The sequence below is a fragment of the Arcobacter sp. s6 genome (assembly GCF_040884245.1).
In the GTDB taxonomy this organism is placed as follows: domain Bacteria; phylum Campylobacterota; class Campylobacteria; order Campylobacterales; family Arcobacteraceae; genus Aliarcobacter.
Window position 1 is genome coordinate 50,846 of the sequence record NZ_JBEVTN010000014.1, and the last position, 25,395, is coordinate 76,240.

Sequence of the window (25,395 nt, forward strand, 5' to 3'; positions counted from 1 at the left end):
TAAAGAAAATTTAAGGCAAATAATGCGTTATGATATATCAATAATAGACGATGACATTATCCAATTTAATGAGCTAGAAGAGTACTCTTTTAATAAATTAAAAAATATTAAATTTACTCTTTTCTCAGATATTAATAAGCTAAATGAAGATTTAGATTTAACAGATTTATTAATTATTAATGTCAAATTTCTTGAATATTTCAATAAAATAAAGCAATTTTTAAAAGAAGATGTATTTGTAATATTTTTAATAAATGACGAAATTGAATTAGAAAACTTATCAAAATTAAAAAATATTGATACTATATATAGTCCCCTTAAATTCAATGATTTAATTAGTAAAATTGCTAAATATATAAATTTAATTGAAAAAAAACCAGTAATTAAAAAAGAAGAAGAATTATCAAATTCTATAATTGATAATATCAATTATCCTATCTTTTCTACAGATGGTCATAGTGTTATTTTTTCAAATGAACATTTCTTTAAACTTACAAATTGTTCTTCACTAGAGGAAATAAATACAAAATATAAAAAGATAAAAAATATCTTCCATAAAGAAGAAGAATGCTTTAGTGAGTTAAATAAAAAATGGTTAGCAAAAACTGAAGTTGTTAACACAAAAGTTTGTATCTTAGATGAAGAAAATAATAAACGTTTCTTTTCTCTACAAAAAATATTTTTAACCCATAATCATACAAATATAATTATTTTAAATGATATAAGTCATGAGATAAAACATAAAAATGAATTATTCCAACTTTTATACACAGATAACTTAAGTAAATTTCCTAATCGTACAAAATTAATCGAAGATTTACAAAATAATTTACTTACATTAGAGGCTGTTTGCTTATTAAATATCAATTCTTTTAAAGAAGTAAATGATTTTTTTGGACATAATGTTGGTGATTCAATATTAATTGATGTTGCTCAGTTAATAAATAAAAAAATAAAAAAATATTCTTATTTAAAATTTTTTAAATTTCCTTCTGATAATTATTGCGTCATAAGTACAGTTGATAATAAATCCGAGTTTATAGAATTAATGAAAAATATATTAGATTCTGTTTATAAGAATGTTTTTATATATGAACAGTATGAAATTGATATTAGGATTACTGCCGGAATCTCTTTTTCCAATAAAAATAATAAATTAATTACAGCAGATATTGCCTTGCAAACTGCAAAAAAAGAAAATAAAGATTACTTAGTATTTTTTGATGAATTAGATAAATTTCAAGAATATGAAAATAATATGCTTTGGACAAAAAAATTAAAATCAGCATTTGTCAATGATAACATAGAAGTTTATTTTCAACCCTTGGTAAATAATAAAACTCTAAAAGTCGATAAATATGAGTGTTTGGTAAGATTAATAGAAGAAAATGGAAAGATTGTTTCACCTTATTTTTTCTTAGATATTTCTAAAAAATCAAATCAATATAAAAAACTGACAAAAATTGTTTTAGAAAAATCATTCAAAAGATTTGAAAATCTTCCTTTTGAATTTTCTGTGAATATTTCTTATGAAGATATTGAAAGTAGTGATTTTTTAGATTTTATAAAAAGTATGATAAAAAAATATAATATTTCAAATAGAGTAGTTTTTGAAATACTCGAAGATGAAAGTATTAAGAATTATCAATGTTTAATATCTTTTATTGATGAAATAAAAGCTCTTGGATGTAAAGTTGCAATAGATGATTTTGGTTCTGGATATTCAAATTTTGAACACTTGTTAAAGATGAATATAGATTATTTAAAAATTGATGCATCATTGATTAAAAATGTCGCAACAGATGAGACTTCATATAAAATAACAAAAACTATAATAGAGTTTGCAAAAAATTTAAATCTAAAAACAATCGCTGAATATGTAGAAAATGAGCAAATTTTCAATATTGTTAGAGATTTAGGTGCAGATTATTCTCAAGGCTATTTTTTCTCAGAACCTCTTGCAATACCTAGTGTTGTTGAATTTAACAAAAAGACATATCATGAATAAAGAAATTTTAAAAAATATTTCAATTTTATATGTAGAAGATGAAAGCGATGTAAGAGAATTTACATCTAAACTCTTATCATCTTTATTAAAAAATGTATTTACTGCTGAAAATGGCCAAGATGGATTGGAATTATATAAAGAAAATATAAATACTATTGATTTAATTGTTACAGATATTAATATGCCAAAAATGAATGGTATTACTATGTGTGAGAAAATAAGAGAGCTAAATAAAGAAATCCCTATTGTAGTTACAAGTGCACATAATGATACTAGTTTTTTAAAGAAAGCTATTGATGTGGGAGTTAGTACCTATGCAATGAAACCTATTGATTTATACCAACTAATTGAGAGTATTACAAAAGCAATTGAACCGATTTTTTTAAAAAAAGAACTTGTAAATTTGAATTTATCTCTTGAAAGTAAAATAGAAATGGAAATTGAGAAAATAAAATCTATTTTAGATGCCCAAGAAAATATTGTAATAGTTACAAATAAAGAGGAAATAACAAATATAAATAAGAAGTTTATGGAATTTTTTAGAATTGAGAGTTTTGAGAAATTTAAAGAATCAAAGAAAGATATCTTTGATCTTTTTCAAGAAGAGTTCGGTTTTATTACAAGAAATCAAATGGAAAAACAAGAGTGTTGGCTTAAATACATTAAAGAATTACCAGAAATAGATAGAATTGTTAAAATCAAAAATAATGCAAATGAAGAAAAACTATTTACAATAAATATAGATTATTATGAAAATAAAGAACATTATTATATATTTTCTCTAACAGATATTACAAGTATAAAAGAAAAAGCAAATTTATTAGAATATCAATCTAGCCATGACAAACTAACAGGATTATTTAATAAAAATAAATTTGATGAATTTTATGAAAAAGAAATAAAAAGATCTAAAAGATATAAAAATGATTTATCTATTATACTTTTTGATATAGATGAATATAGAGAAATAATAGAAATGTATAAATCTCCAATTGGAGATATTATTTTAAAAGATATTTCACAAATAATGTCAAATTGTATTAGAGAACAAGATATATCAGCTAGATGGGGAGGAGAAGAATTTTTGGTATTACTTCCTCAAACTAATTTAGAAGGTGCTCTAACTGTTGCTAATAAAATAAATACAACAGTATTTGAACATCTATTTACAGACAAACAACTAAAACTAACTGCAAGCTTTGGAGTATCAGTACTACAAGAAGATGATGACGAAAAAACTTTTTTTTCAAGAGTTAATAAACTTTTATATGAAGCTAAAAATATAGGAAAAAACAAAGTAATAGCAAAATAAGCTATTACTTAGAAATTGAAATTCTCACCTAAATAGTGTTCTCTAACCTTAGAATCTTTTCTGATTTCGTCACTTGTTCCACTTGCCAATAAAGCTCCTGCTTTCATAACATAAGCTCTATCACAAATTTCAAGAGTTTCTCTTACATTATGATCTGTTATTAAAACCCCAATATCAATTTTTGTTAATTGATGAATAATCTCTTGAATATCTTTAACTGCAATTGGATCAACCCCTGCAAAAGGTTCATCAAGAAGTAAAAATTTAGGTTTAGAAACTAAGGCTCTTGCTATTTCAGTTCTTCTTCTTTCCCCACCTGATAAAGAAACACCTTTTCTTTGTCTTATTGGTTCAATATTAAAAAGTTCTAGTAATTCTTCTACTCGTCTAATTTGTTCTTTTTTATCTTTTGTAACAATTTCAGCAGCAAGCATTAAGTTATCTTCTACTGATAAATCTTTAAAGATTGAAGATTCTTGAGGTAAATATCCTATACCTTTTAACGCTCTTTTATGTAAAGGCAATAATGTTATATCCTTATCATCAAAATATACATTTCCACTACTTGGCTTTACTAAACCACAAACAGTATAAAATGTTGTAGTTTTTCCAGCACCATTTGGTCCTAATAATCCAACTATTTCACCTGATCTAATTTCTAAAGAAATACCATGTAATATTTGAGTTTTTTTAATATTTTTTGTTATGTCTTGTATATGTAATCTATGCATTTATTGTATATAACCTTTTATTTTCTTTCTTTTCAATCTCTATTAAAATTACGTTATAACCATAATCTTTTAATATTTCTTCTAATTTTTCATCACCCCATTCTACAAAATGAGTTCCTTTTTTTTCAAACTCTTCAAGCATTCCTAAAGCTATAAATTCATTTAGTGTTTTATTGTAAACATCATAATGAAAAATATTACCTGAATATATAGCTTGTAAGGAAAAAGTAGGAGAGGTAACTAAATCATCTAAATTCAAAGTCTTTACATAATTTTTAACAAGGGTTGTTTTACCACTTGCCAAATCACCTCTTAATATAACAATAAAATCATCATTTTTTAATAATTCTATTAAATACTCAACTAAGTTGCTTAATTCATCTAATTTTAATTCAAAAGTTTTCTGCAAAAAAATTCCTAGCTTAATTGATTTGATACTTTGATGATTTGAGCTAATTTATCTTTAGCAGCTCCACTAATAATAGCTTCTTTTGCCATATCAATACCATCTTTAAAATCTCTTGCTTTCTCATCTACTATTAAAGCTGCTGCTGCATTTAGTAATACAATATTCAGTTTTGCACCAATAAGTTTTTTTGATAATAAATCGCTTGTTAGTTTTGCATTAAATTTTGCATCTCCACCTATAATTTCACTTTTATCACTTAGTTGCATACCGTAATCTTCAGGGTTGATTTCAAAATCTTCGATTTTTCCATTATATAAACTACTTGCATGTGTTATATCTGAAATTGAGATTTCATCCATTCCATCATTTGAAGATACTATCATAGATCTTTTAGTATCTAACATATCTAGAGCATATGCTAATTTATTTATATATGATTTATCAAATACCCCAATTAACTGTTTTGATACAGTTGCTGGATTTGATAATGGTCCTAAAATATTAAAAATAGTTCTATGGGGTATTGATTTTCTAATAGGCATAATATGTTTCATACATGGATGATGATTTTGTGCAAACATAAAAGTAAAACCTGTTTCTTCTAACATTTTTGCACTATTTTCAAGACTAATATTTAAATTAATACCTAAAACTTCTAGCATATCAGCACTTCCTGATTTACTAGTAATACTTCTATTTCCATGTTTTGCAACATAAGATCCACAAGCTGCTAATAAAATAGAAACTGTTGTTGAAACATTAAAAGAGTTAGATTTATCTCCTCCTGTTCCACAATTATCAATTAGTTTTTCTTTTAAATCATAATGAACAGGTAAAGGTATCATATGATCTCTCATAGCACTAGCAGCTCCTGCAATTTCAGCTGCTGTTTCACCTCTTTCATATAATTCAATTAAATATTCTCTTACTTCATCCTCTGATAATCTGTTTTCAAAAATATCATCAAATTTAAGTTTTGCTGCATTAAACATTTAATCTATCCTTTGTACATATTCATCTATTTTTGATTTTGGTGTTGATTTTGTTGTTGGGATTTGTAATACCTTGAATTTATCACTTCTTTCAAGATATTTTATTTCTATAATATCCCCAACTTTAACCTCTTTTGCTTTTTTTACAGCTAAGTCATTTATAAAAACAACTTTGTGTTCAAGCATATCTTCTGCAACTGCTCTTCGTTTTGTAATATTAACGGCATTTAAAAATTTATCTATTCTCATAAAGAAAATTATAGCTAAACTTTGATAAAATGATGCCTTAAAAATAACGTAAGCACAGGATATATTTATGAGTAAAAAAGATGTTAAAAAAGTAGTTTTAGCTTATAGTGGTGGTTTAGATACTTCTATTATTTTAAAATGGCTTCAAGATGAATACAAAGCTGAAGTTATTACTTTCACAGCTGATTTAGGTCAAGGTGAAGAAGTTGAACCTGCTCGTGTTAAAGCAATAGCTTGTGGTATTAAACCAGAAAATGTTTTCATTTTAGATATTAAAGAAGAGTTTGTAAAAGATTATGTTTTCCCTATGTTTAGAGCAAATGCAATTTATGAGGGTGAATATTTATTAGGAACTTCAATAGCAAGACCTTTAATTGCAAAAAAATTAATTGATATTGCAAATGAAAAAGGTGCAGATGCTGTATCTCATGGAGCAACAGGAAAAGGAAATGACCAAGTTAGATTTGAAATTGGTGCCCTAGCATTAAGACCTGATATCAAAGTTATTGCTCCTTGGAGAGAATGGGATTTAAATTCAAGAGAAAGTTTACTTGAGTATGCTAGAAAACATGGTATTGAAATTGCTCAAAAACATCTTGATAAAGATGGAAATCCTGCTATTAGTCCTTATTCTATGGATGCAAACTTATTACATATTTCTTATGAAGGTTTACATTTAGAAAATCCATCTAATGAGCCTGAAGAATCAATGTGGTTATGGACTACTCCTCCTGAATTAGCTCCAGATGAAGCTGAATATTTAACAATAACTTATAAAAATGGAGATCCAATTGCAATAAATGGTGAAGAAATGTCACCTGCAACTTTACTTGAAACACTAAATCAATATGGAAATAAACACGGTATTGGAAGAGTTGATATTGTTGAAAATAGATATGTTGGTATGAAAGCTAGAGGATGTTATGAAACTCCAGGTGGAACTATTATGTTAAAAGCACATAGAGCTATTGAATCTATTTGTTTAGATAGAGAAGCTGCACACTTAAAAGATGAGTTAATGCCAAGATATGCTAAGTTAATCTACCAAGGTTACTGGTTCTCTCCTGAGAGAGAAATGCTTCAAGCAGCAATCGATGCAACTCAAAAAAATGTAGAAGGTAATGTAAGAGTTAAACTTTACAAAGGTAATGTTATGGTTGTAGGAAGAGAATCAATTAACTCTTTATATGATGATGCATATTCTACTTTTGAAAAAGATGAAGTTTATAATCAAAAAGACGCAGAAGGATTTATTAGATTAAATGCTTTAAGATTTATCATTGCTGGTAAAAACCCTAATAGAAAATAAATTTTGATTTCTATATTTTAAAAAGGTGGCTTATTTTAAGTCACCTTTTTTTATTGCTATTTTAAATTTCAAAAGATATAATCTTTCCAAATAAAGCTAAGGAAAGAGTTATGATATTAAAATTTAAAGAATTTTATCCAGAAATTCATCAAACAGCTTGGATTGCACCAAGTGCTGATTTAATTGGGAATATTACTATTGGTGAGGATTCATCAGTTTGGTTTCAATGTGTTATAAGAGCTGATGTAAATAAAGTTGTAATAGGAAAAAATTCAAATATCCAAGATTTATCAATGATTCATACAGATTATAATACTCAAACAATCATTGGTGATAATGTAACAATAGGTCATAAAGTTATGCTTCATGGATGTAAAATCGAAGATAATTGCCTAATAGGAATGAGTGCGACTATTTTAGATAATGCAGTTATTGGTGAAGGAAGTATCGTTGGAGCCAACTCATTAGTAACTTCAGGAAAAGTATTTCCTCCTAGAAGCTTAATTATGGGAAGTCCTGCAAAAGTAGTAAAAGAGTTAAGCCAAGAAGAAGTAGATAAACTAATTGCTCATGCTGCTCATTATGTAGATTATAAAAATGAGTATAGATAAGAAATAATAGGTTTTTAAACCTATTATTTTAGATATTTATATAAAAATCTTTTAAATATCTTGATTCTATTAAAATAACTAACATATCATCCTTTTTCACTTGATATGAAGGATTAATATCTAAACTCCAAGTTGAATTTGTTTTATAAGATACAATTTTTAGATTTTTATACTCTGATTGAATTTCAGAGATTTTTTTATAAATAAGATTTTCATTTACAACTAGTTTTATCATTTTTAAAGTATTGCTAATATCAATTTCTTCAATAGTAATATTATCAATTAATTTTTTTACAAGCAATCTACCAGCTATTTTTTCAGGGTAAATAACTTTAAAAGCCCCTATTTTAGAAAGAATTTCTCCATGGGTAGATGTAATTGCTTTTGCGATTACATGTTTATTATTTAAATCTTTTAAAGCCATAACTGTTAAAATACTAGCTTCTATATTAGCTCCAATACTTACAATAACTGTATTTAAATTATAAATTCCAACCTCTTCTAGAGCTGCTTTATTTGTACTATCTAAAATAAATGCATCATCAATAAACTCACTGATTTCTTGTATTTTTTTTTCATCATTATCAACTGCAATTACTTTAACATTTAATCTTGATAAACTTTTTGCAACATAAAATCCAAATTTTCCTAAACCAATAATAGCTATTGTTTTCATATAATAATTTTTCCTACTGGGTATTTAAAATGTTTAGTTTTTGCTTTTCCTACTAAAATTATTCCAAAAGCAAATACGCCTAATCTTCCTGCTATCATTAAAATAATAATAACAATTTTTCCAAATGTATCAAACTGTTGAGATAAACTTAATATATCTCCATTTCCAGTTGAAACACCAACAGTTGCAAAAGCAGAAACTACCTCAAATAAGATATTCATAAAAGGTAAATTTTGTGTTTCAACTAATATTAAAACAGTAAAAAGTACAAAAAATGATGAAGAGATAATAATTGCTAAAGCTTTATTTATAACTTTTTGCTCTATCGTTCTTTTAAAAATACTTGGTTGTTGATTACTCTCTTTTAAAATATAAATTACTGTAATTATCAAAATAGCAACAGTAGTGATTTTTATACCACCTGCTGTACTTCCTTGCCCTGCTCCTGTCATCATAAATAAAGTTGAGAAAAATAAAGATGAATCTTTTAAAGAAGCAAGATCAATACTATTAAATCCAGCCGTTCGAAAATTTACTGATAAAAAAAAAGCATTTAGTATCTTGTCATAGAAATTTAAATTTCCAAAGGTTTTTGGATTATTCCATTCTATTGATAAAAACAATAACATACCAAAAACAATTAATATAATAGTTCCATAAAGCATAATTCGAGTATGAATAGTAAATCTTTTAGAAAATCTTCTATTTTCATAAATTTCAATCAAAACGAAATATCCCAAACCACCTGAAATTATTAGAAAACAAACTGTAAATAAAACAATAGTATCACTTTTATATCCAATTAAAACATCAGGAAATAAGGAAAATCCTGCATTATTAAAAGCACTAATACTATGAAATATTCCAAACCACACGGCTTTAGGAAAATCATATTTATCAAGAAATCTTAAGCTTAAAATAACTGCTCCCATAAATTCAATAAATAATACAAAGGCTAAAATTTTCTTTGCAAAAGCACCAACATGAAGATTTGGTAAGTCTAAAGATTGTTTCATAGCCTTTTTTTCATCAATATTCAATTTTTGATTAAATGATAAAAAAAAGATTATTACTAATGACATATATCCAATTCCACCTATTTGAACAAGAACTAAGATTATAAATTCTCCCGTAAAAGTAAAAACTTCTGATGTACTAATTACAATTAATCCAGTAACACTAGTAGCACTAGCAGATGTAAAAAGAGCATCTATAAACTCTATTTTCCCAATATGTGAAATTGGTAGAGATAGTAATACAGCTCCTAAAAAAATGATAAATAAATAACCTAAAAAGATTGATCTTACGTATTTATGTTCCATTGAATATTCTATTGATTAAATGAAAATCTATAACCAACACCCGATTGTGTTTTTATATAGTCAGGTCTAGTAGAGTTTTCTTCTATTTTTTTTCTAAGAGTATTTACATAAGTTCTTAAGTACTGCATTTCATTTTGGTAACCTGTGCCCCAAACTTCTTGTAAAATTTGTTTATGGGTTAAAGTTTTATTCATATGCAACATAAAATATTTTAATAACTCATATTCAATTGGAGTTAATTTTAAAATTTCACCTCTTAAAGAGATACTTCTTGAAGTAATATCTAGTTCTAGTTCATTACAAACTATTTTATTTGAAACAAGATTTTCATTATTTACATTTCTTCTTAAATTTGCTCTAATTCTTGCTAGTAATTCATTCACAGAAAAAGGTTTAGTAATATAATCATCAGCTCCAACATCAAGGGCTGCAACTATTTCTTTTTCATCATGTCTTGCTGTTAATACTACTATTGGAACTTTTGATATTTCTCTGATTTGTTTTATTAAATCTTTTCCATCTCCATCACTTAAACCTAAATCAACAATAAGTAAATCAGGATTATGACTTAGAAACATTATTAGGGCATTTTTTTTGCTATCACTTGATATAAAATTAAATTCATACTCTTTAAAAGTGATTTCTAAAAGTTTTTTTACCGATATATCATCTTCTATAATATGTATTAAATATTGTTTCATATTAATCTTGCTCTCTTTTCTATGGGTAATTCTATTTCAATTAAAATACCATTTTCTTCTGGAATTGCTTTGATTTCTCCATTATGAAGTTTTACAATACTCTTACAAATAGCTAAACCTATTCCACTTCCTAAAATATCATTTGTATCTTCTAATCTATAAAATTTATCAAAAATATTTTTTAATTTCTTTTTATCAAGAAATTCAGTTTCATTAAAAATTTTGATTTTTATAAAATTGTTCAGATTTATTATTTCAAAATTGATTTTTGTGTCAGACTTTGAATACTTAAATGCATTATCAAGTAAATTAATAATCAATTGTGTAAGTAAGGTATTATCTCCCCAGAATAGACTTAATTCATCGATTTTTATATGAAGAATCTCATCATTTTGTTTTTGAGAAAACTCATTAAGGGCAACTCCTATTATATCTTCAAAATCACACCATTCTAATTTTAAATCAATATCCTCACTTGATAATCTTGTGCTATCTAAGATATTTGTAATTAATCTTTTCATTCTAAGTGAAGCATAATTTATATCTTCATAAAGATTAAGTTTACTATTTTCATCTAAATTATCATTTGTTAAAATCAAATTTATACTTCCATGTATTGTAGAAAGTGGTGTTCTTAAATCATGGGATATTATGTGTAATAAACTTTCTCTTAGTTCATTTTGTTTTCTTTGTGTATTTAAATTTTTTGCTTGAACAGTGATTATCCAACCAACAATTCCATATATAAAAAAGCTATAAAGATAAAGTTCATTATGCACAGAAAAACTATAAAGAGGAGGAATATATAAAAAATTTAGAAAAATCACACTTAAAAGTGTCATAAAAAGTGTTGCTTTTATATTTCCATGAATTGCTACAACAATAACAGGAATAATATGGATTAAAGTAATATTTATAATAGCCAATGAATTTTTAAAAACATGACTGATTAAAGTGATAAGTAACAGGATTACTAATGCTTTCAAAAAGTAATTAAACTGTTTATATTTAGTTAAGTTTTTTACCAAACTAAGCTCTTGGCAATTTAATTAACAAAATCAAAGTTAGTAAGCCTAAAATAGCTAACATTATAATATTTATAACGGGCATAAATCTTCCTAAGAATCATTTTATCCATTGTATTTGTTTTTTTGTAAAGAGTAAATCAAAATTTTATGAAAAATATAAAGATTTTATAAAGATAATTTTTCTTATTTATTTGTAAATAATAGGTTTTAAACCTATTATTTACATTTAGCATATGCTTCTTTTAATTTTGAATATAAATCATCAAAACTTACATCATCCATATTTTCTAATAAATCTACCATTACAACATTATCTTCGTTTCCATTCCATACTTTTATATAAGAGCCTTCTTTATAACCATTATCTTGTCTAAATTGATTTAAACAATTTTTACCGATATATAGTTTTTGTAACCACATAAAAGAAAGTCCAGAAACCTTACAACATCTAAAGAACTGATCAATAAATCTCTCTATTCCACTAAATGATGGCATATTTCCTGTGTCAATTGCTAGTGAAATATATGATAGTTTCTCTGCTTCATTTACCATTAATTTTACATCTACATCATTTGAAGCTTCATAAATACAATGTGTATTTACTAAAGATACTGCTTTTGGTACATTTGTTTCTTGTAAAATATAAGACATTAAGAAGTGCCAAATATCTACTAGTTCCACATGGATATTATTCATATCAGGAGCTGAATTTATATTTTTCCAGTGTTTCCAAGGTGTTGATTCTATTAATTCTGCAACTTCCATATGTATACATCTTAACCAGTTTATTTCTTTACCAAATTTATTTGAACCTAATTCCCAATTTTTACCATTTGTAGAGTCATTTAATTTTTTTTGTAATAAGAACATCTCTTCTAATTTATGAGGAAATGATGACACTTCTTCTAAAAGTGAAGCCAAAGGTAAACACTCTTCAATAACATTATCTAAAGTTGAATTCATAGGGAACAGCTCTTTTTCACCCTTTAAAAGATGTAAAATTAATGAAACCATATAAGGAACTTCATTTTTTTCTTCCCAATTTAAAACATCATTAGATGTAACTCCTGCATAATGCATAAAATCTTCTATGCTTAAAAAGCCTAATGACTTTATACTCTCTTTAAAATCTTTATATAACAACTTAAACTCCTATTTTAATGGTAATTGAACAATAAATTTTGCACCTTTTGGTGTATTATATGCATTTATTTTTCCTAAACTGTGTTGTTCAATAATAGCTTTACACATATACAATCCTAATCCTGTTCCATTTTTATTATTTTTTGTTGAAAAATATGCTTCAAAAATCTTACTAAGAACATTTTCTTTTATTCCACCTGCATTATCTTCAAACTCAATATATAAATAGTTATCTTTTTCATAAGTATGAATATCTATAACTCTATTCTCTATATTATTTTCTATCATCGCATCACAAGAATTTTTAGCTAAATTTATAAATACTTGAACCATTTCATTTAAATAAATTTGTATTTCTGAAGTAGATTCATTTTTATAATTTATTTTTACTGAATTTATTTTAAATAAATATGATAAAAAATCTAAAGACTTATTTATAACATTTTCAATATAAACTTCTTCTTTTTTCTTATTAGGTTTAAAATAATCTCTAAAATCATCAATAGTTTTTGACATATAATCTAACTGTAAAGATACCTGTTTTACAACATCATCAAGCATTTCATCAGAAAGTTCACCTTTTATCATCTTTAATAAAGGTAATTTCTGAATCAAGATAGAGACAGCTTGTAAAGGCTGTCTCCATTGATGAGCAATCATCGAAATCATCTCACCTAAGGCTGCTGATTTTGATTGTTCTATTAGCAAATTTTGTTGACTTACTAACTCTTTTTGTGATGTAATATCTTCTCTTATAGCATCATAGCTAATAATCACGCCATTATTATCAAAGTTTGGATGAATAGTAGTTTTTACCCAATAAAAACTTCCATCTTTTTTAAGATTTTTTATTTCACCTTGCCACATATTTCCTGATTTTATAGTTCTCCATAAATCTTCAAACAACTCTTTTGGCATATCTGGATGTCTTATAATATTATGAGATTTACCTATTAATTCATAAGCTTCATATCCTGATATTTTGCAAAAAGCACTTGATACACTTGTTATTATGCCTTGAAGATTTGTTCTTGACATAATCACATATCTATCAACAATATCAATGGATTTTGTTAAGGCATTTTCAACTTGTTCAATAGATTTTGAGTAAATATCTAAAATTATTAAAAAAACTTTTTGGAAATAAAAATTAATTTCTTGAAATAATTCCAAAGATTGATTTTCAGTTTTAAAAGCAAAATCAACTAAAGCATCTTTAAAAGCTATAAAAAGTACAAATAACTCATTTACTCTTAAATTTTGTTTTTTTAGATATTTTAAAAAATCAACTACAACAGCACTATTTTGAGTTTTTTCATCGTTTTTAATAGTTTTAATATAATGTTCTAAAAAACCAAAAGAATATCTCTTGATAAATAGTTCTTCATTTATTGAATAATTATCAATTAATTCTTTAATTTTTGAAGAATTAATCCAAGTTCTAATAATAGTTATTTTATTTTTTTCTATTATTTCAATAAATTCTTTTAGCTGCATATATACTACTCTTTATTATGTTTCAAAGTGAAAAAATGGCAATCAGCACCACTTGATCTTTTTACAGTAATTGAAGGAAGAAACTGCGACTTAAAGCCATAAGCTTTACAACCATGAGGTTTCCCTCTCTCCCAAGTAACAAAATAATAAACACATTTCTGACAAACTATTCTTTTTTCTTCCATCTTCTTACTTATATTTATATTTCAACTTTACTTTGTATAGCTTTTGATAGGGATAAAATATCTACATTTTCCAAACTAACACCTGTTGGAACACCTTGAGCAATTTTTGTAAATTTAATATTGAAGTCTTTTAATTTATCCTCTATATATAAAATAAATGCATCATTTGCAATTGAAGGTGTAATGGCAAATAAAATATTTTCAACTTCATTATTATCTATAAATTTATGCAATGAATCTATAAGATCTTGGTCAAGTTCTTCTATTACAAAGTACTTTCCATCGAATTGTTTTGAATCTTCAATAACAAAAATATCTTTTGCACTTTGAACAATACATAATTTTGTATTGTCTCTTGATTCATCCAAACAAAATTCGCAAATCTCATGTTCACTCATAGAGCCACATCTTGAACATTTAGTAATGTTTTTTAATGCATTCTCAATACTATGAGCGATTTTGATTCCACAATAATTGTCATTCATAACAATATGATAAGCTAGGCGAAGAGCAGATTTTTTTCCAATAGTGGGCAATGATTCAAACGCTTCAACAAGTTCGTAAAATTTTTCTAATCCTTTATTCATTCGTGGATTATATCTAAGATTTATCAATTTTTAGATAAAATCGCGTCTTACATAAATTCAATTATTTTTTAAGGGGATATTAAATTGACTGAGATAGATTATTATGAATTACTAGAAGTTAGTAAAAGTTCAGATAAGGGCACAATCAAAAAAGCTTATAGACAAATGGCTATGAAGTATCATCCTGATAAAAACCCAGGTGATAAAGAGGCTGAAGAGAGATTTAAAGCTATAAATGAAGCTTATCAAGTATTAAGTGATGATAAAAAAAAATCTATTTACGATAGATATGGGAAAGCTGGTCTTGAAGGACATGGACAAAGAGGTGGTGGATTCTCTGGAGGGTTTGATGACTTAGGTTCTGTTTTTGAAGAGATGTTTGGAAGTGCTTTTGGTGGTGGTTCACGTGGAAGAAGACAACAAAGAAAATCATATAACTATAATCTTGATGTAACTATTGAAGTTAAACTTGCATTTAACGAAGCTGTATTTGGATGTAATAAAGAGATTAAATACAAGTACAAAACAGCTTGTAAACCTTGTAAAGGTACAGGGGCGAAAGATGGAAAACTTTCTACTTGTACTACTTGTAATGGACAAGGTCAAGTTCATGCAAGACAAGGTTTTATGACTTTCGCTCAAACCTGTCCAAAATGTGGTGGAAGTGGTCAAAGTGCTGCTGATTCTTGTAAATCATGTAAAGGTACAGGTTATGATGAAGTAAGCGATAACTTTAAAGTTGATATTCCAGAGGGTGTTAATGATGGAATGAGAATTAGAGTTTCAAATAAAGGAAATATTGCACCTGATGGCTCAAGAGGAGACTTGTATTTACAAGTATCTGTGAAAGAAGATTCTCATTTTGTAAGACATGATGATGATATTTACTATGAAGCTCCTATATTCTTCACACAAGTTGCACTTGGAGGAAAAATCACTATTCCAGGTCTTAGAGGTAAACTTGAACTTGAGATTCCACAAGGAGCAAAAGATAAACAACAATTTACTTTCAAAGGTGAAGGTGTAAAATCTGTTCAAGGATATGGAAAAGGAAGCTTAATTGTACAAATTAAGATAGAATATCCAAAAACATTAAATGATGAACAAACTCAATTATTAGAAAAACTTCAAGAAAGTTTTGGAATAGAGAGTAAACCCCATGAAAAAAACTTTGAAAATATGTTTGACAAAGTTAAGAAATGGTTTTCATAGTATAAAAAATAGGAACTAATATGGAATTAAAATATGTAGGGCTAAAACCTATTATTAGTGAGCATGGTATATCTTTTAAAGATGGGAAAGAAGATAAATATGTTTATTTGTCTTTTGCTGTTGATATTTTAATTGCCTTAGACCATAATTATGTACATAATGTAAAATACTCTCATACTTTAAATGAACAAAGACTAACGTCTAAAGAGATTTTAGAAATACTTCTAAAATCTCATCCAAACTTAGAAAACACGATGGATGAAGAGATAAATTCTTATATTATTCATTTAGATAAAAAAGAAGAAAATATCAATAATCAAGTTCATTTAAATGAAATTGAGAAAAAAGCTTATATAGCAAATCTTAGAATCATGAGAGATTATCTAATCCAACGTGCTAAAAATAAAATATTTTATGAACACTGTATAGATACAATTGCTCAGAGCATAATTTATCATAAAATAAAAGAGATAGATACCCCATTTAATGAAAAATTTTGGCACATTTTACAGACTATTGAGGGAAAACTTTCTCTTCATAAAGTTAGTTCTAATTTGAAAGTTGAATCTCTAAAAGCATTTCTTTTTATAAATTGTTAAAATAAGCTTAAGAAAATATAATCTTTTTTAGACTATAATAGTTTTTTAAGTAAAAATATATAAATAAGGCTTTTACTGTGTTCAAACATCTTTTACTATTATTTTTATTATTTAATACAGTTTTTGCAAATATCTTACAAAATTTAACACATGAAGAAAAAAAATTCATAAAAAATAATCCAATTATAAATGTTGGTGCAGAAATAGACTGGCCTCCTTTTGATTATGTTGAAGATGAAAAATACAAAGGATTAGCTAAAGAGTATTTGGAACTAATTGAAAAAAGAACTGGACTGAAGTTCAATTATATTCATGGATACAAATGGAATGAATTATTACAAATGGCTTTTGAGAAAAAAATAGATTTAATGCCTATTTTATCAAAAACACCTAATAGAGAAAAAAATCTAATTTTTACATCAAATAGCTATATGGTAATTAGAGATTACTTATATAGTTCAAATAAAACTTACAAAACATTGGATGATTTGAGTGATAAATCTATTGCAATAGAAAAAGGATACGCTCACGAAGATTTTATAAGAAACAACTATCCAAAAATCAAAATTATTGAAGTTAATGATACTTTAGAAGCTATAGATTTATTGCTTACAAAAAAAGCTGATGCTTTAATTTCAAATATTCCCCAAATTGAATATTTAACAAAAAAATATAATTTAAGTGAATTAACTCCGACTTTTGTGGTAAACAAAGTTAACAACTTATATATGGCTTTTAGAAATGATTTTCCTATTTTAAAAAGTATAATTGATAAGGCATTAGATAGTATTAGTATGATAGAGAAAAATGAATTATCATCAAAATGGAAAGATAAAAGTAAAATTGTTTCTGAATTTACTCCCTTAGAAAAAGAGTTTATCCAAAATCATAAAACACTGACTTTTGCAAATGAAATAGATTGGGTTCCATATGATTATCTTGAAAATAATCAAGCAACGGGTTATGTAGTAGATTATATAAAACTTATTAGCTCAAAAATAGGTATTGAACCCGTTTTCATAAGTGATAATTGGAATAATTTATTAAAAAGATTTGATAATAAAGAAATAGATATTATGCCAGTAATAGGTTTTAATGAAGATAGAGCAAAAAGATTTAACTATACAAAAGCTTATATAAATCAAGAACTATCAATAATTACAAAAAAAAATCAATTTAGTATAATTAATATTGATGACTTATCAAATAAGAAATTAGCACTAGTTAAGGGTTGGAATACAACTAAAATATTAAAAGAAAATTATCCTAAAATAAATATTATTGAATTTGATACACTTAATGAAGTTTTTGAAAGTATTAAAATAATATAGCAGATGCTACAGTACAAAATACTTTAATATCCAACTATTATATTAACAAAAACTATTTTGACGTATTAAAACAATCCACTAAAATTGTAATCAATAACTTTGATGATAAACTTTATATGGGAGTTAGTAAAGATTTACCACTTCTTGATGTAATAATAAATAAAGCTATTTCTAAAGTATCACCAGTAGAAATAGAAGCCCTTAATAAAAAATGGTTGAAAACTAAAGAAACCATACTTTTTACTGAAGAAGAATTAGATTTTATAAAAAATAAAACAGTAAACTTAGCTTTTTATGATAAATGGGCTCCAATAATTTTTTCTGAAAATGGAAAAGAGTATGGATTAGCTTTTGATTTTTGGCAATATATAGCAGATAAAGCAAATTTAAAAACAAATTTTATAGTTAAAAATAATTTTGATGATGTATTAAAAAGTATAGAAGAAAAATCAAGTGATATAATCATTGCAACTTCAAAAAGCCCTGAAAAAGAAAAATATGCAATATTTTCAGACATATACTATAAATCCCCAATTGGAATAGCAACACTTCAAGATAAAAACTATATTCCAGATGCTTCTCATCTAATTGGAAAAAAAATAGGAGTAGGAAAAAATTATTCTGCACATAAAATTTTGAAAGAAAAATATCCTACAATGGATTTTGTTTTTATAAAAAATATTGAAGAAGGATTAGAATTTCTATCAGCTAATAAAATATATGCCTTAGTTGATACAATGCCAATTCTTACATACAATATCCAAAAATATGCATATAGCAATATAAAAATCTCGGGAACAACTGGAGTTGATATTGATTTAAGAATGATGATAAGAGATGATTATAAAGTTTTACAGTCTATTACAGATAAAGTACTTCAAACAATGAGTCCAAGTGACAAAAACCAAATTTATAATAAATGGTTAAAATTTGAATATTCAGAAGCTTATGACTACACTTTTTTATGGAAATATTTTTTACCATTGGTTTTAATTATATTTATAATTTCATATAAAAATAGACAATTATTATCTTATCAGAAAGAATTAAAAACTGCAAAAAATGATTTAGAAAATACCCTAAAAACATTTAGAAGTTTAGTAAATCTTACTATTGAAGGAATTATAATTATTAGTGATAATAAAATTATCTATTCTAATGATGAGATTTTTAAAATTTTTAAAATTACAAAAAAGGATATTCAAAACAATTCTTTTTATAATTTATTTGGAAAAAACAACTCTATTTCAATTCATGAAATAATTCAAAATACAGACACACAAACTTATGAATTAATTGGATTGAAAAACTTTGAGACAAAATTTCCTATTTTAGTTAAATCAAAAAAAGTAATTTTTGAAAATCAACCTTCAACAATTTTATCAATAATAGATATGAGTGAAATAAAAAATAAAGAAAATTTATTAATTCAACAATCTAAAATGGCAAGTATGGGGGAAATGATAGGTAATATTGCCCATCAATGGAGACAACCTCTTAGCTTAATCTCAACAGCAGCTTCTGGAATGAAAATACAAAAAGAGTTTGACCAACTTGATGATAAAACTTTTAATGATACTCTTGATAGTATTACAAATACTACTTTATTTCTTTCTCAAACTATAGAAGATTTTCAAAACTATCTTAAAGAAGACAAAGAAAAAAAAGAATTTGATATAAATTCAAGTATTAAAAAAATACTTAATATCATAAAAGGTTCTTTTACAAAATATGATATAAAAGTCAATCTAGATTTAGAGGAAGATTTAATTATAAATTCTTATGAAAATGAATTAAATCAAGCAATTCTAAATATTTTAAATAATGCAAAAGATGCATTAATAGGATTTGATAATCAAGAAAAATATATAAATATCAAATCATATAAAACAACTAATGGAATTGTTATAGAAATAATTGATAATGCAGGTGGGATAAAAGAAGAAAACCTTTCTAAGGTATTTGAACCTTATTTTACAACAAAGCATAAAAGTCAAGGAACAGGATTGGGATTATATATGACTCATAAAATTATTACTTCTAGTATGAAAGGTAAAATAGAAATTACAAATACGCAAAATAAATTTAATAATAAATTATTTAATAAATGTGCTAAAGTAAAAATAGCACTTCCTTTTTCATAATATATTAAAATTCAATAGATTATAATACTTTTTATTTCATCCAAGGAAGCAATTTATGACAAAGTCTTATTTAGAATCTCATCCAGATGTTAATGGATATTTTGGGAAATTTGGAGGTTCATTTATTCCTCCTGTTTTAGAAAAACCTTTTGCTGATATTACAAAAGCTTATCTTGAATTAAAAAACTCTCCTAAATTTATAGAAGAATTAAAATATGTTAGAAAACATTATCAAGGGCGACCTACTCCTATTTCATTTGCAAAAAATCTTAGTGAATTTTGTGGTGGTGCGAAAATCTACTTAAAAAGAGAAGATTTAAATCACACGGGTGCTCATAAATTAAATCACTGTATGGCTGAAGTTATTCTTGCTAAATATCTTGGAAAGAAAAAAGTAATAGCTGAAACTGGAGCTGGACAACATGGCGTTGCACTTGCAACTGCTGCTGCTTACTTTGGTTTAGAGTGTGAGATTCATATGGGTGAAGTTGATATTGCAAAAGAGCATCCAAATGTTGTTAGAATGAAGATTTTAGGAGCTAGAGTTGTTCCTGCTACTCATGGTCTAAAAACTTTGAAAGAAGCTGTTGATTCTGCTTTTGAAGCTTATTTAGCAGATACGCAAAATTCAATTTATTGTATTGGTTCTGTAGTTGGTCCTCATCCCTTTCCTATGATGGTAAGGGATTTTCAAAGTATTATTGGACTTGAAGCAAGGGAGCAATTTTTAGAACATGAAAATAAGCTTCCTGATGTTGTAACTGCATGTGTTGGAGGTGGATCTAACGCTATGGGAATATTTTCTGGATTCATAGATGACAAAGAAGTTGAACTTTATGGAGTTGAACCTATGGGAAAAGGTGAAAAAATTGGAGAGCATAGCGCTTCTTTAACTTACGGAGAAGAAGGAATTATGCATGGCTTTAACTCTATTATGTTAAAAGATGAAAAAGGTGAACCAGCTCCTGTACATTCTATTGGAAGTGGAATTGACTATCCAAGTGTTGGACCTGAACATGCATATTTAAAAGAAAGCGGTAGAACAAAAGTTGGACTTTGTGATGATAATGAAGCGGTCGATGCTTTTTATAAATTATCACAACTAGAAGGAATTATTCCAGCTTTAGAGTCTGCTCATGCAGTTGGATTTGCTATGAAATTAGCAAGAACATTGCCCAAAGATAAAACTATCTTAGTAAATTTAAGTGGTCGTGGTGATAAAGATATTGATTTTGTGATAGAAAACTACCCTATTCCAAACGCTAAATTTTAAAAAAAGAGAGAAATCTCTTTTTTTATACATCTATTTTATTCTCAATTTTAGTAAATATTTATTTACCATTTATCAAAAAAGTCCCAATTATATCCCATTAGAATGTTATGATTTAATGATAAAAAATAGGAGTCAAGAATGTTAAAATATTTAATTATCTTGCTAACTATATCGCCTTTATTATTTGGATACACAACTGTTAGTGAATCTAATCAAGATTTAATTACGACGATGTTAGCTTATGGGAAAGAAGGAAGTGTTTATTTAGATGAAGTTTTTGTAGCATTGCAAACAAAAATTTTTAAAAATACATATCTAGGAATTATCGTAATTGTTCCTTTAGTTTTTTTAGTGCATTATTTAATTATTGGACCAAAGAAATTTAAACATGATGGTAAAAAATATTATGTTTTCACTTTATTTAATAGAATTATTCATGGTATTGCAGCTGTTTCTTTTATCTTATTAATTCCTACAGGTTTAATAATGATGTTTGGATCAGTTTTTGGTGGTGGAGAATTTGTAAGAGCTTGTAAAGATATTCATGCAGTTACTACAATTTTATTTGTAATAAGTGTTGTTCCAATGTTTATAATGTGGTTTAAAAATATGCTTTTTACAGGCGATGATATCAAATGGTTTATGATATTAGGTGGTTACTTATCAAAAGAGAAAAAGCCAATTCCTGCAGGTAAATTTAATGCAGGCCAAAAAATGTGGTTTTGGGTATGTACAATAGGTGGACTAGTAATGATATACACAGGTATCACTATTTATGTACATGATTTAAACTTAGCAGTTTTAACAATGTTTGGTTTAACAAGAATAGAAATGTTAAGACTATGTATTATTGCTCATAATATTGTAGGTATGGCAATGACTGCTTTATTCTTCACCCATGTTTATATGTCTATGTTTGCTATAAAAGGTGCAATTCATAGTATTATAAACGGATATAAAGAGGAAGAAGAAGTAGAAATATTACATAGTACTTACTATAAAGAACTAAATAAAGAAAAAAAAGCTTCTAACTAAAATTGCTTGATAATATTTTTATTAATATTATCAAGCTCTTCGTACTTATATTTTAACTGTTCATATTGAAGATTAATATCACTATATAAAAATGAATATTCATTATCTTCATCTTTATATTTATCATACTTATCTTTTGAAGTACTTGTTAAAACACTAAGAAAATTAAAAGAGTTTACTTTTGTTAATATCTCATCTAATTTATCTTGTGAAATAACATCTGTAGAATTTTTATCTGTATTTCTTGATATTACAGAGCTATGAAATAAATCTGAAAAAGTGCTAGTGCTAGAATTCAAGAATACATTCTTATCTTCATATCTATCGCTTAAATATGAAAATCCTAAATTAAAAGGTTGACCTAAAACTGTATTAAATAAAGCCTTTGATAGATAATCATCATTTGAAAATAAAGTTGCAATTCTTAGATTTTTAGCCATTGCTTTATCTTCATCTTTAAATAAAGTGTCAATTTCTTCTAAAGTAATACCTTTTATATTTTCAAAAGTCAAAGCATCTGTTTTTATTGATTTTGTATCTTCATTATTTTTATTGTTTATTTTTAAATTACTTAAAAAAGATTCTATAGTGGTACCTGATTTATTATTATCACTACTTTGTAAAGAAGCAATTGTTGAATTTATATTTGAAGTTATCATTAGTTACAATCCTCTCTTTTAGATAATTTTTTTAACTCACTACAAGAAAATCCAGCTTCTTTTCTAGCTGCAAAATTTAGATCCATTTTTCTAGAAGTAGATCCTGGAAAAACCTCTTCAATAATTTTTAAATAATTAGATTCAGGCTCTAAATTTAATCTATCACATTCATATTTAAACCAAGTATCACCTTTTTTTACATGGTCAACTTCTTCTTCTAATATTACTTTTAAAACTTCAATTAATTTGATATTAAAAGAATCTCTATTTGAATTTAGTTTTTCCATAATTTTAGGATTTTGATCAAGGCCATTTGCTTCAAGAAATCTAGGAACAGCAGCCATTCTTCGTAAAAAATCAGGTGTTTGTTCCATTGCTTCAAAAAGATTTTTATGTACTGGAAAATCACCATAAGTTCCTTCTAATTCATGTAGTAATTTTTCAAGCATTAAAAAATGTCTTATTTCATCATCTGCAACTTCAAGCCAATCTTTATAAAACCTAATAGGCATATTTTTATATCTTAAAGCTGCATCTAATGCTAAATCAATAGCAGAATACTCAATATGTAAAATAGTATGAACTAAATATTTTTTTCCTTCTATTGATTTAAAGTTTTTAATAGGAGGTAAGTCTGTTGGTTTTACAATTTGCAAAAAAGAAGAATAAGAAGGTTTTTCTAAAGTATAAGGTTCATAAGAATCATTCATAACAAAATTATTATTTAAGAAATTATTATAAAAAATCCTAAACTTTTCAATTTTATCTTTTGGTTCACTTGTTAATAAAATTTCTTCAAGTGTAGTAAAATAATCCATAAATAACCTCTTTTTTGATATAATTAATGAATTTTAGCGTATTAAGGTTTAAAATGGATATAAAAGTTCAAGCAATGGGTGACTACCAAACAAATTGTTATATTGTAACAATTGATAATAAAGATATAATAATTGATCCAGGAGTGGATGCTCTTAGATGGATTGATTCAAAAGTAACAAATCCAATTGCGATATTAAATACTCATGGACATTTTGATCATGTATGGTCAAATCAAGAAGTAAAAGATAAATATAGTATAAAAATATATACTCCAAAAGATGATAATTTTATGTTAGAAAAAGATCCTTATGGACTTGGAATGCCTCCCTCAACTGCTGATTTTTTAATAGAACCAGATGAAGAAATTGAAATAGAAGGAATAAAAATAAAATTCCATCATTTTCCAGGTCATACACCTGGATGTTCTGCTATTCAAATAAATGAACATCTTTTTACTGGAGATTTTATATTTAAAGGGACTATTGGAAGATTTGATTTCCCAAATTCAAATGCTAAACAAATGAAACAAAGTATAAATAAAATATTAAAATGGACAGATGATTTCCATATTTATCCAGGACATGGTGATAAAACTACATTAAAAAGTGAAATCCAAACACTAAAACAATGGGAAAGACATATCTAACAAAGGTTTTGTAAATGAATTTATCTTGTGAGAAAATTATAAGTGAAAATGAGAAATTAAAATTAACAGATTTAGAAAAAAGTTGTTTAAATATATATGAATATTTAAAATTACATCACCATATTGATTTTTTATCTATTGACATTAAAAAAAATGATTCATTAGAAAATATTTTTATCCATGTTAATAAAAATTTTAATTATTTTACAAATACTCTATCTTTTAAAGAAAATGCTTCTACTGATATTATTTTTAATTTTTTATCAGAAAATGAACAAAATTTTGAAATAATAAAAAATGATTTAAAAACAATAAAAATGGCACTACAAATTTTTTCTCAATCATTATTTAATAAATATATGGAAAAAATATTAAAAGAAGCATCTTTAGTTGATCATTTAACAGGCTCTTATAACAGAAGTTACTTAGATAATTATGCTCACAATTTATTAAGTATTTCAAATAGAGAGCAAAAGAAAATTGCTTTTATAAAAATAGGAATTGATCAATTTAAAGCAGTTATTGATGAATTTGATTATGAAGTTGGTGATAGAGTTTTAAAATCATTAGCAAATACTTTAAAAGCAAGTATAAGAGATTCTGATCTTGTAGTTAAAATATCAAATGATGAATTTTTAGTTATTTTATTGAATATCATTAATGAAAGTAATGCTATAATAATCTCAGAAAAATTAATTGAGAATTTTAGTAAAGAAAAGATTATAGTAAACAACGAGACTGAACAAGCTCTAATGAAAACTATATGCAGTGGAATTTCTATATATCCGGATAATGCAACAAGTATTGAAGAAATTATTAAAAAATCTGACATTGCATTATATGAAGCAAAGAATAGAGGTAGAAGTCAAGTATACCTATTCAATGAAGATGATACAAATAAAATAGATTTCTTTTAA

26 protein-coding genes are annotated in these 25,395 nt (G+C 25.8%); 12 read left to right on the top strand and 14 right to left on the bottom strand.

Annotated elements, in window-relative coordinates; all coding sequences use genetic code 11:
- The first annotated feature begins 22 nt into the window (after positions 1–22).
- Entirely contained in the window at positions 23–2,008 is a 1,986-nt protein-coding gene (locus ABVS04_RS09945) for an EAL domain-containing protein (protein ID WP_368030552.1), read from the top strand.
- On the top strand, positions 2,001–3,320 hold the full coding sequence (locus tag ABVS04_RS09950) for a diguanylate cyclase (protein ID WP_368030553.1): 1,320 nt from the start codon (positions 2,001–2,003) through the stop codon (positions 3,318–3,320). Before ABVS04_RS09945 ends, ABVS04_RS09950 begins: the two co-directional genes overlap by 8 nt.
- 8 nt (positions 3,321–3,328) lie before the next feature.
- Here the strand turns inward: ABVS04_RS09950 and lptB are convergent, their stop codons facing one another.
- The 4 genes from lptB to ABVS04_RS09970 are packed head-to-tail and all read right to left on the bottom strand — an operon-like array spanning position 3,329 to position 5,701.
- Complete coding sequence (gene lptB / locus ABVS04_RS09955; protein ID WP_368030554.1) at positions 3,329–4,051, bottom strand: LPS export ABC transporter ATP-binding protein; 723 nt, start codon at positions 4,049–4,051, stop codon at positions 3,329–3,331.
- A complete protein-coding gene (gene tsaE, locus ABVS04_RS09960) occupies positions 4,044–4,460 on the bottom strand; it encodes a tRNA (adenosine(37)-N6)-threonylcarbamoyltransferase complex ATPase subunit type 1 TsaE (RefSeq protein ID WP_368030555.1) in 417 nt (138 codons plus the stop codon). The genes lptB and tsaE overlap by 8 nt, the downstream gene beginning before the upstream one ends.
- An 8-nt stretch (positions 4,461–4,468) precedes the next feature.
- Positions 4,469–5,452 carry an anthranilate phosphoribosyltransferase gene (gene trpD / locus ABVS04_RS09965; protein WP_368030556.1) on the bottom strand — a complete coding sequence of 328 codons (984 nt, stop codon included), beginning with the start codon at positions 5,450–5,452 and terminating at the stop codon, positions 4,469–4,471.
- On the bottom strand, positions 5,453–5,701 hold the full coding sequence (locus ABVS04_RS09970) for a S4 domain-containing protein (protein WP_172126199.1): 249 nt from the start codon (positions 5,699–5,701) through the stop codon (positions 5,453–5,455).
- Between the two features lie 67 nt (positions 5,702–5,768).
- Here ABVS04_RS09970 and ABVS04_RS09975 point away from each other — a divergent pair, with 67 nt between their 5' ends.
- Both ABVS04_RS09975 and ABVS04_RS09980 read left to right on the top strand, forming a co-directional pair.
- Complete coding sequence (locus tag ABVS04_RS09975; protein ID WP_368030558.1) at positions 5,769–7,010, top strand: argininosuccinate synthase; 1,242 nt, start codon at positions 5,769–5,771, stop codon at positions 7,008–7,010.
- A 110-nt stretch (positions 7,011–7,120) separates the two neighbouring features.
- Positions 7,121–7,621 (top strand): gamma carbonic anhydrase family protein, encoded by a 501-nt coding sequence (locus ABVS04_RS09980; protein WP_368030559.1) that lies wholly within the window; start codon positions 7,121–7,123, stop codon positions 7,619–7,621.
- 28 nt (positions 7,622–7,649) lie between these two features.
- Here ABVS04_RS09980 and ABVS04_RS09985 read toward each other — a convergent pair whose 3' ends face one another.
- The 8 genes from ABVS04_RS09985 to recR all read right to left on the bottom strand — a co-directional run bounded on the left by ABVS04_RS09985 (position 7,650) and on the right by recR (position 14,760).
- Positions 7,650–8,297 carry a TrkA family potassium uptake protein gene (locus tag ABVS04_RS09985; RefSeq protein ID WP_368030560.1) on the bottom strand — a complete coding sequence of 216 codons (648 nt, stop codon included), beginning with the start codon at positions 8,295–8,297 and terminating at the stop codon, positions 7,650–7,652.
- Positions 8,294–9,619 (bottom strand): TrkH family potassium uptake protein, encoded by a 1,326-nt coding sequence (locus tag ABVS04_RS09990; RefSeq protein WP_368030561.1) that lies wholly within the window; start codon positions 9,617–9,619, stop codon positions 8,294–8,296. The genes ABVS04_RS09985 and ABVS04_RS09990 overlap by 4 nt, the downstream gene beginning before the upstream one ends.
- Positions 9,620–9,627: 8 nt before the next feature.
- The gene (locus ABVS04_RS09995) at positions 9,628–10,320 is read right to left on the bottom strand and encodes a winged helix-turn-helix domain-containing protein (protein ID WP_368030562.1); all 693 of its coding nucleotides are present in this window, start codon (positions 10,318–10,320) and stop codon (positions 9,628–9,630) included.
- The gene (locus ABVS04_RS10000) at positions 10,317–11,348 is read right to left on the bottom strand and encodes a DUF4118 domain-containing protein (RefSeq protein WP_368030563.1); all 1,032 of its coding nucleotides are present in this window, start codon (positions 11,346–11,348) and stop codon (positions 10,317–10,319) included. The genes ABVS04_RS09995 and ABVS04_RS10000 overlap by 4 nt, the downstream gene beginning before the upstream one ends.
- A 216-nt stretch (positions 11,349–11,564) precedes the next feature.
- On the bottom strand, positions 11,565–12,491 hold the full coding sequence (locus ABVS04_RS10005) for a dUTP diphosphatase (protein WP_368030564.1): 927 nt from the start codon (positions 12,489–12,491) through the stop codon (positions 11,565–11,567).
- Between the two features lie 9 nt (positions 12,492–12,500).
- Positions 12,501–13,988, bottom strand: a complete 1,488-nt coding sequence (locus ABVS04_RS10010) for a PAS domain S-box protein (protein ID WP_368030565.1) — start codon at positions 13,986–13,988, stop codon at positions 12,501–12,503.
- Between the two features lie 5 nt (positions 13,989–13,993).
- Positions 13,994–14,173: a uracil-DNA glycosylase gene (locus ABVS04_RS10015; protein WP_368030566.1), complete on the bottom strand. Its 180-nt coding sequence runs from the start codon at positions 14,171–14,173 to the stop codon at positions 13,994–13,996.
- A gap of 14 nt (positions 14,174–14,187) precedes the next feature.
- Positions 14,188–14,760: a recombination mediator RecR gene (gene recR / locus ABVS04_RS10020; RefSeq protein ID WP_172126190.1), complete on the bottom strand. Its 573-nt coding sequence runs from the start codon at positions 14,758–14,760 to the stop codon at positions 14,188–14,190.
- An 84-nt stretch (positions 14,761–14,844) separates the two neighbouring features.
- Here recR and dnaJ point away from each other — a divergent pair, with 84 nt between their 5' ends.
- The 6 genes from dnaJ (at position 14,845) to ABVS04_RS10050 (ending at position 22,354) form a co-directional block, all read left to right on the top strand.
- Positions 14,845–15,972: a molecular chaperone DnaJ gene (gene dnaJ / locus ABVS04_RS10025; RefSeq protein ID WP_368030567.1), complete on the top strand. Its 1,128-nt coding sequence runs from the start codon at positions 14,845–14,847 to the stop codon at positions 15,970–15,972.
- Between the two features lie 20 nt (positions 15,973–15,992).
- Positions 15,993–16,571 carry a hypothetical protein gene (locus ABVS04_RS10030; protein WP_368030568.1) on the top strand — a complete coding sequence of 193 codons (579 nt, stop codon included), beginning with the start codon at positions 15,993–15,995 and terminating at the stop codon, positions 16,569–16,571.
- 77 nt (positions 16,572–16,648) lie between these two features.
- On the top strand, positions 16,649–17,902 hold the full coding sequence (locus ABVS04_RS10035; RefSeq protein WP_368030569.1) for a transporter substrate-binding domain-containing protein: 1,254 nt from the start codon (positions 16,649–16,651) through the stop codon (positions 17,900–17,902).
- A gap of 116 nt (positions 17,903–18,018) precedes the next feature.
- Positions 18,019–20,046 (top strand): transporter substrate-binding domain-containing protein, encoded by a 2,028-nt coding sequence (locus tag ABVS04_RS10040; RefSeq protein WP_368030570.1) that lies wholly within the window; start codon positions 18,019–18,021, stop codon positions 20,044–20,046.
- A gap of 55 nt (positions 20,047–20,101) precedes the next feature.
- Complete coding sequence (trpB, locus tag ABVS04_RS10045) at positions 20,102–21,319, top strand: tryptophan synthase subunit beta (protein WP_368030571.1); 1,218 nt, start codon at positions 20,102–20,104, stop codon at positions 21,317–21,319.
- A gap of 138 nt (positions 21,320–21,457) precedes the next feature.
- Positions 21,458–22,354 (top strand): formate dehydrogenase subunit gamma, encoded by an 897-nt coding sequence (locus ABVS04_RS10050; RefSeq protein ID WP_368030572.1) that lies wholly within the window; start codon positions 21,458–21,460, stop codon positions 22,352–22,354.
- Here ABVS04_RS10050 and ABVS04_RS10055 read toward each other — a convergent pair.
- Positions 22,351–23,013 (bottom strand): hypothetical protein, encoded by a 663-nt coding sequence (locus tag ABVS04_RS10055; protein ID WP_368030573.1) that lies wholly within the window; start codon positions 23,011–23,013, stop codon positions 22,351–22,353. The genes ABVS04_RS10050 and ABVS04_RS10055 overlap by 4 nt on opposite strands.
- A complete protein-coding gene (locus ABVS04_RS10060) occupies positions 23,013–23,831 on the bottom strand; it encodes a ferritin-like domain-containing protein (protein WP_368030574.1) in 819 nt (272 codons plus the stop codon). Before ABVS04_RS10060 ends, ABVS04_RS10055 begins: the two co-directional genes overlap by 1 nt.
- Positions 23,832–23,884: 53 nt before the next feature.
- Here ABVS04_RS10060 and ABVS04_RS10065 point away from each other — a divergent pair, with 53 nt between their 5' ends.
- Positions 23,885–24,478, top strand: a complete 594-nt coding sequence (locus ABVS04_RS10065; RefSeq protein WP_368030575.1) for an MBL fold metallo-hydrolase — start codon at positions 23,885–23,887, stop codon at positions 24,476–24,478.
- Positions 24,479–24,492: 14 nt separating this feature from the next.
- A complete protein-coding gene (locus ABVS04_RS10070) occupies positions 24,493–25,395 on the top strand; it encodes a GGDEF domain-containing protein (RefSeq protein ID WP_368030576.1) in 903 nt (300 codons plus the stop codon).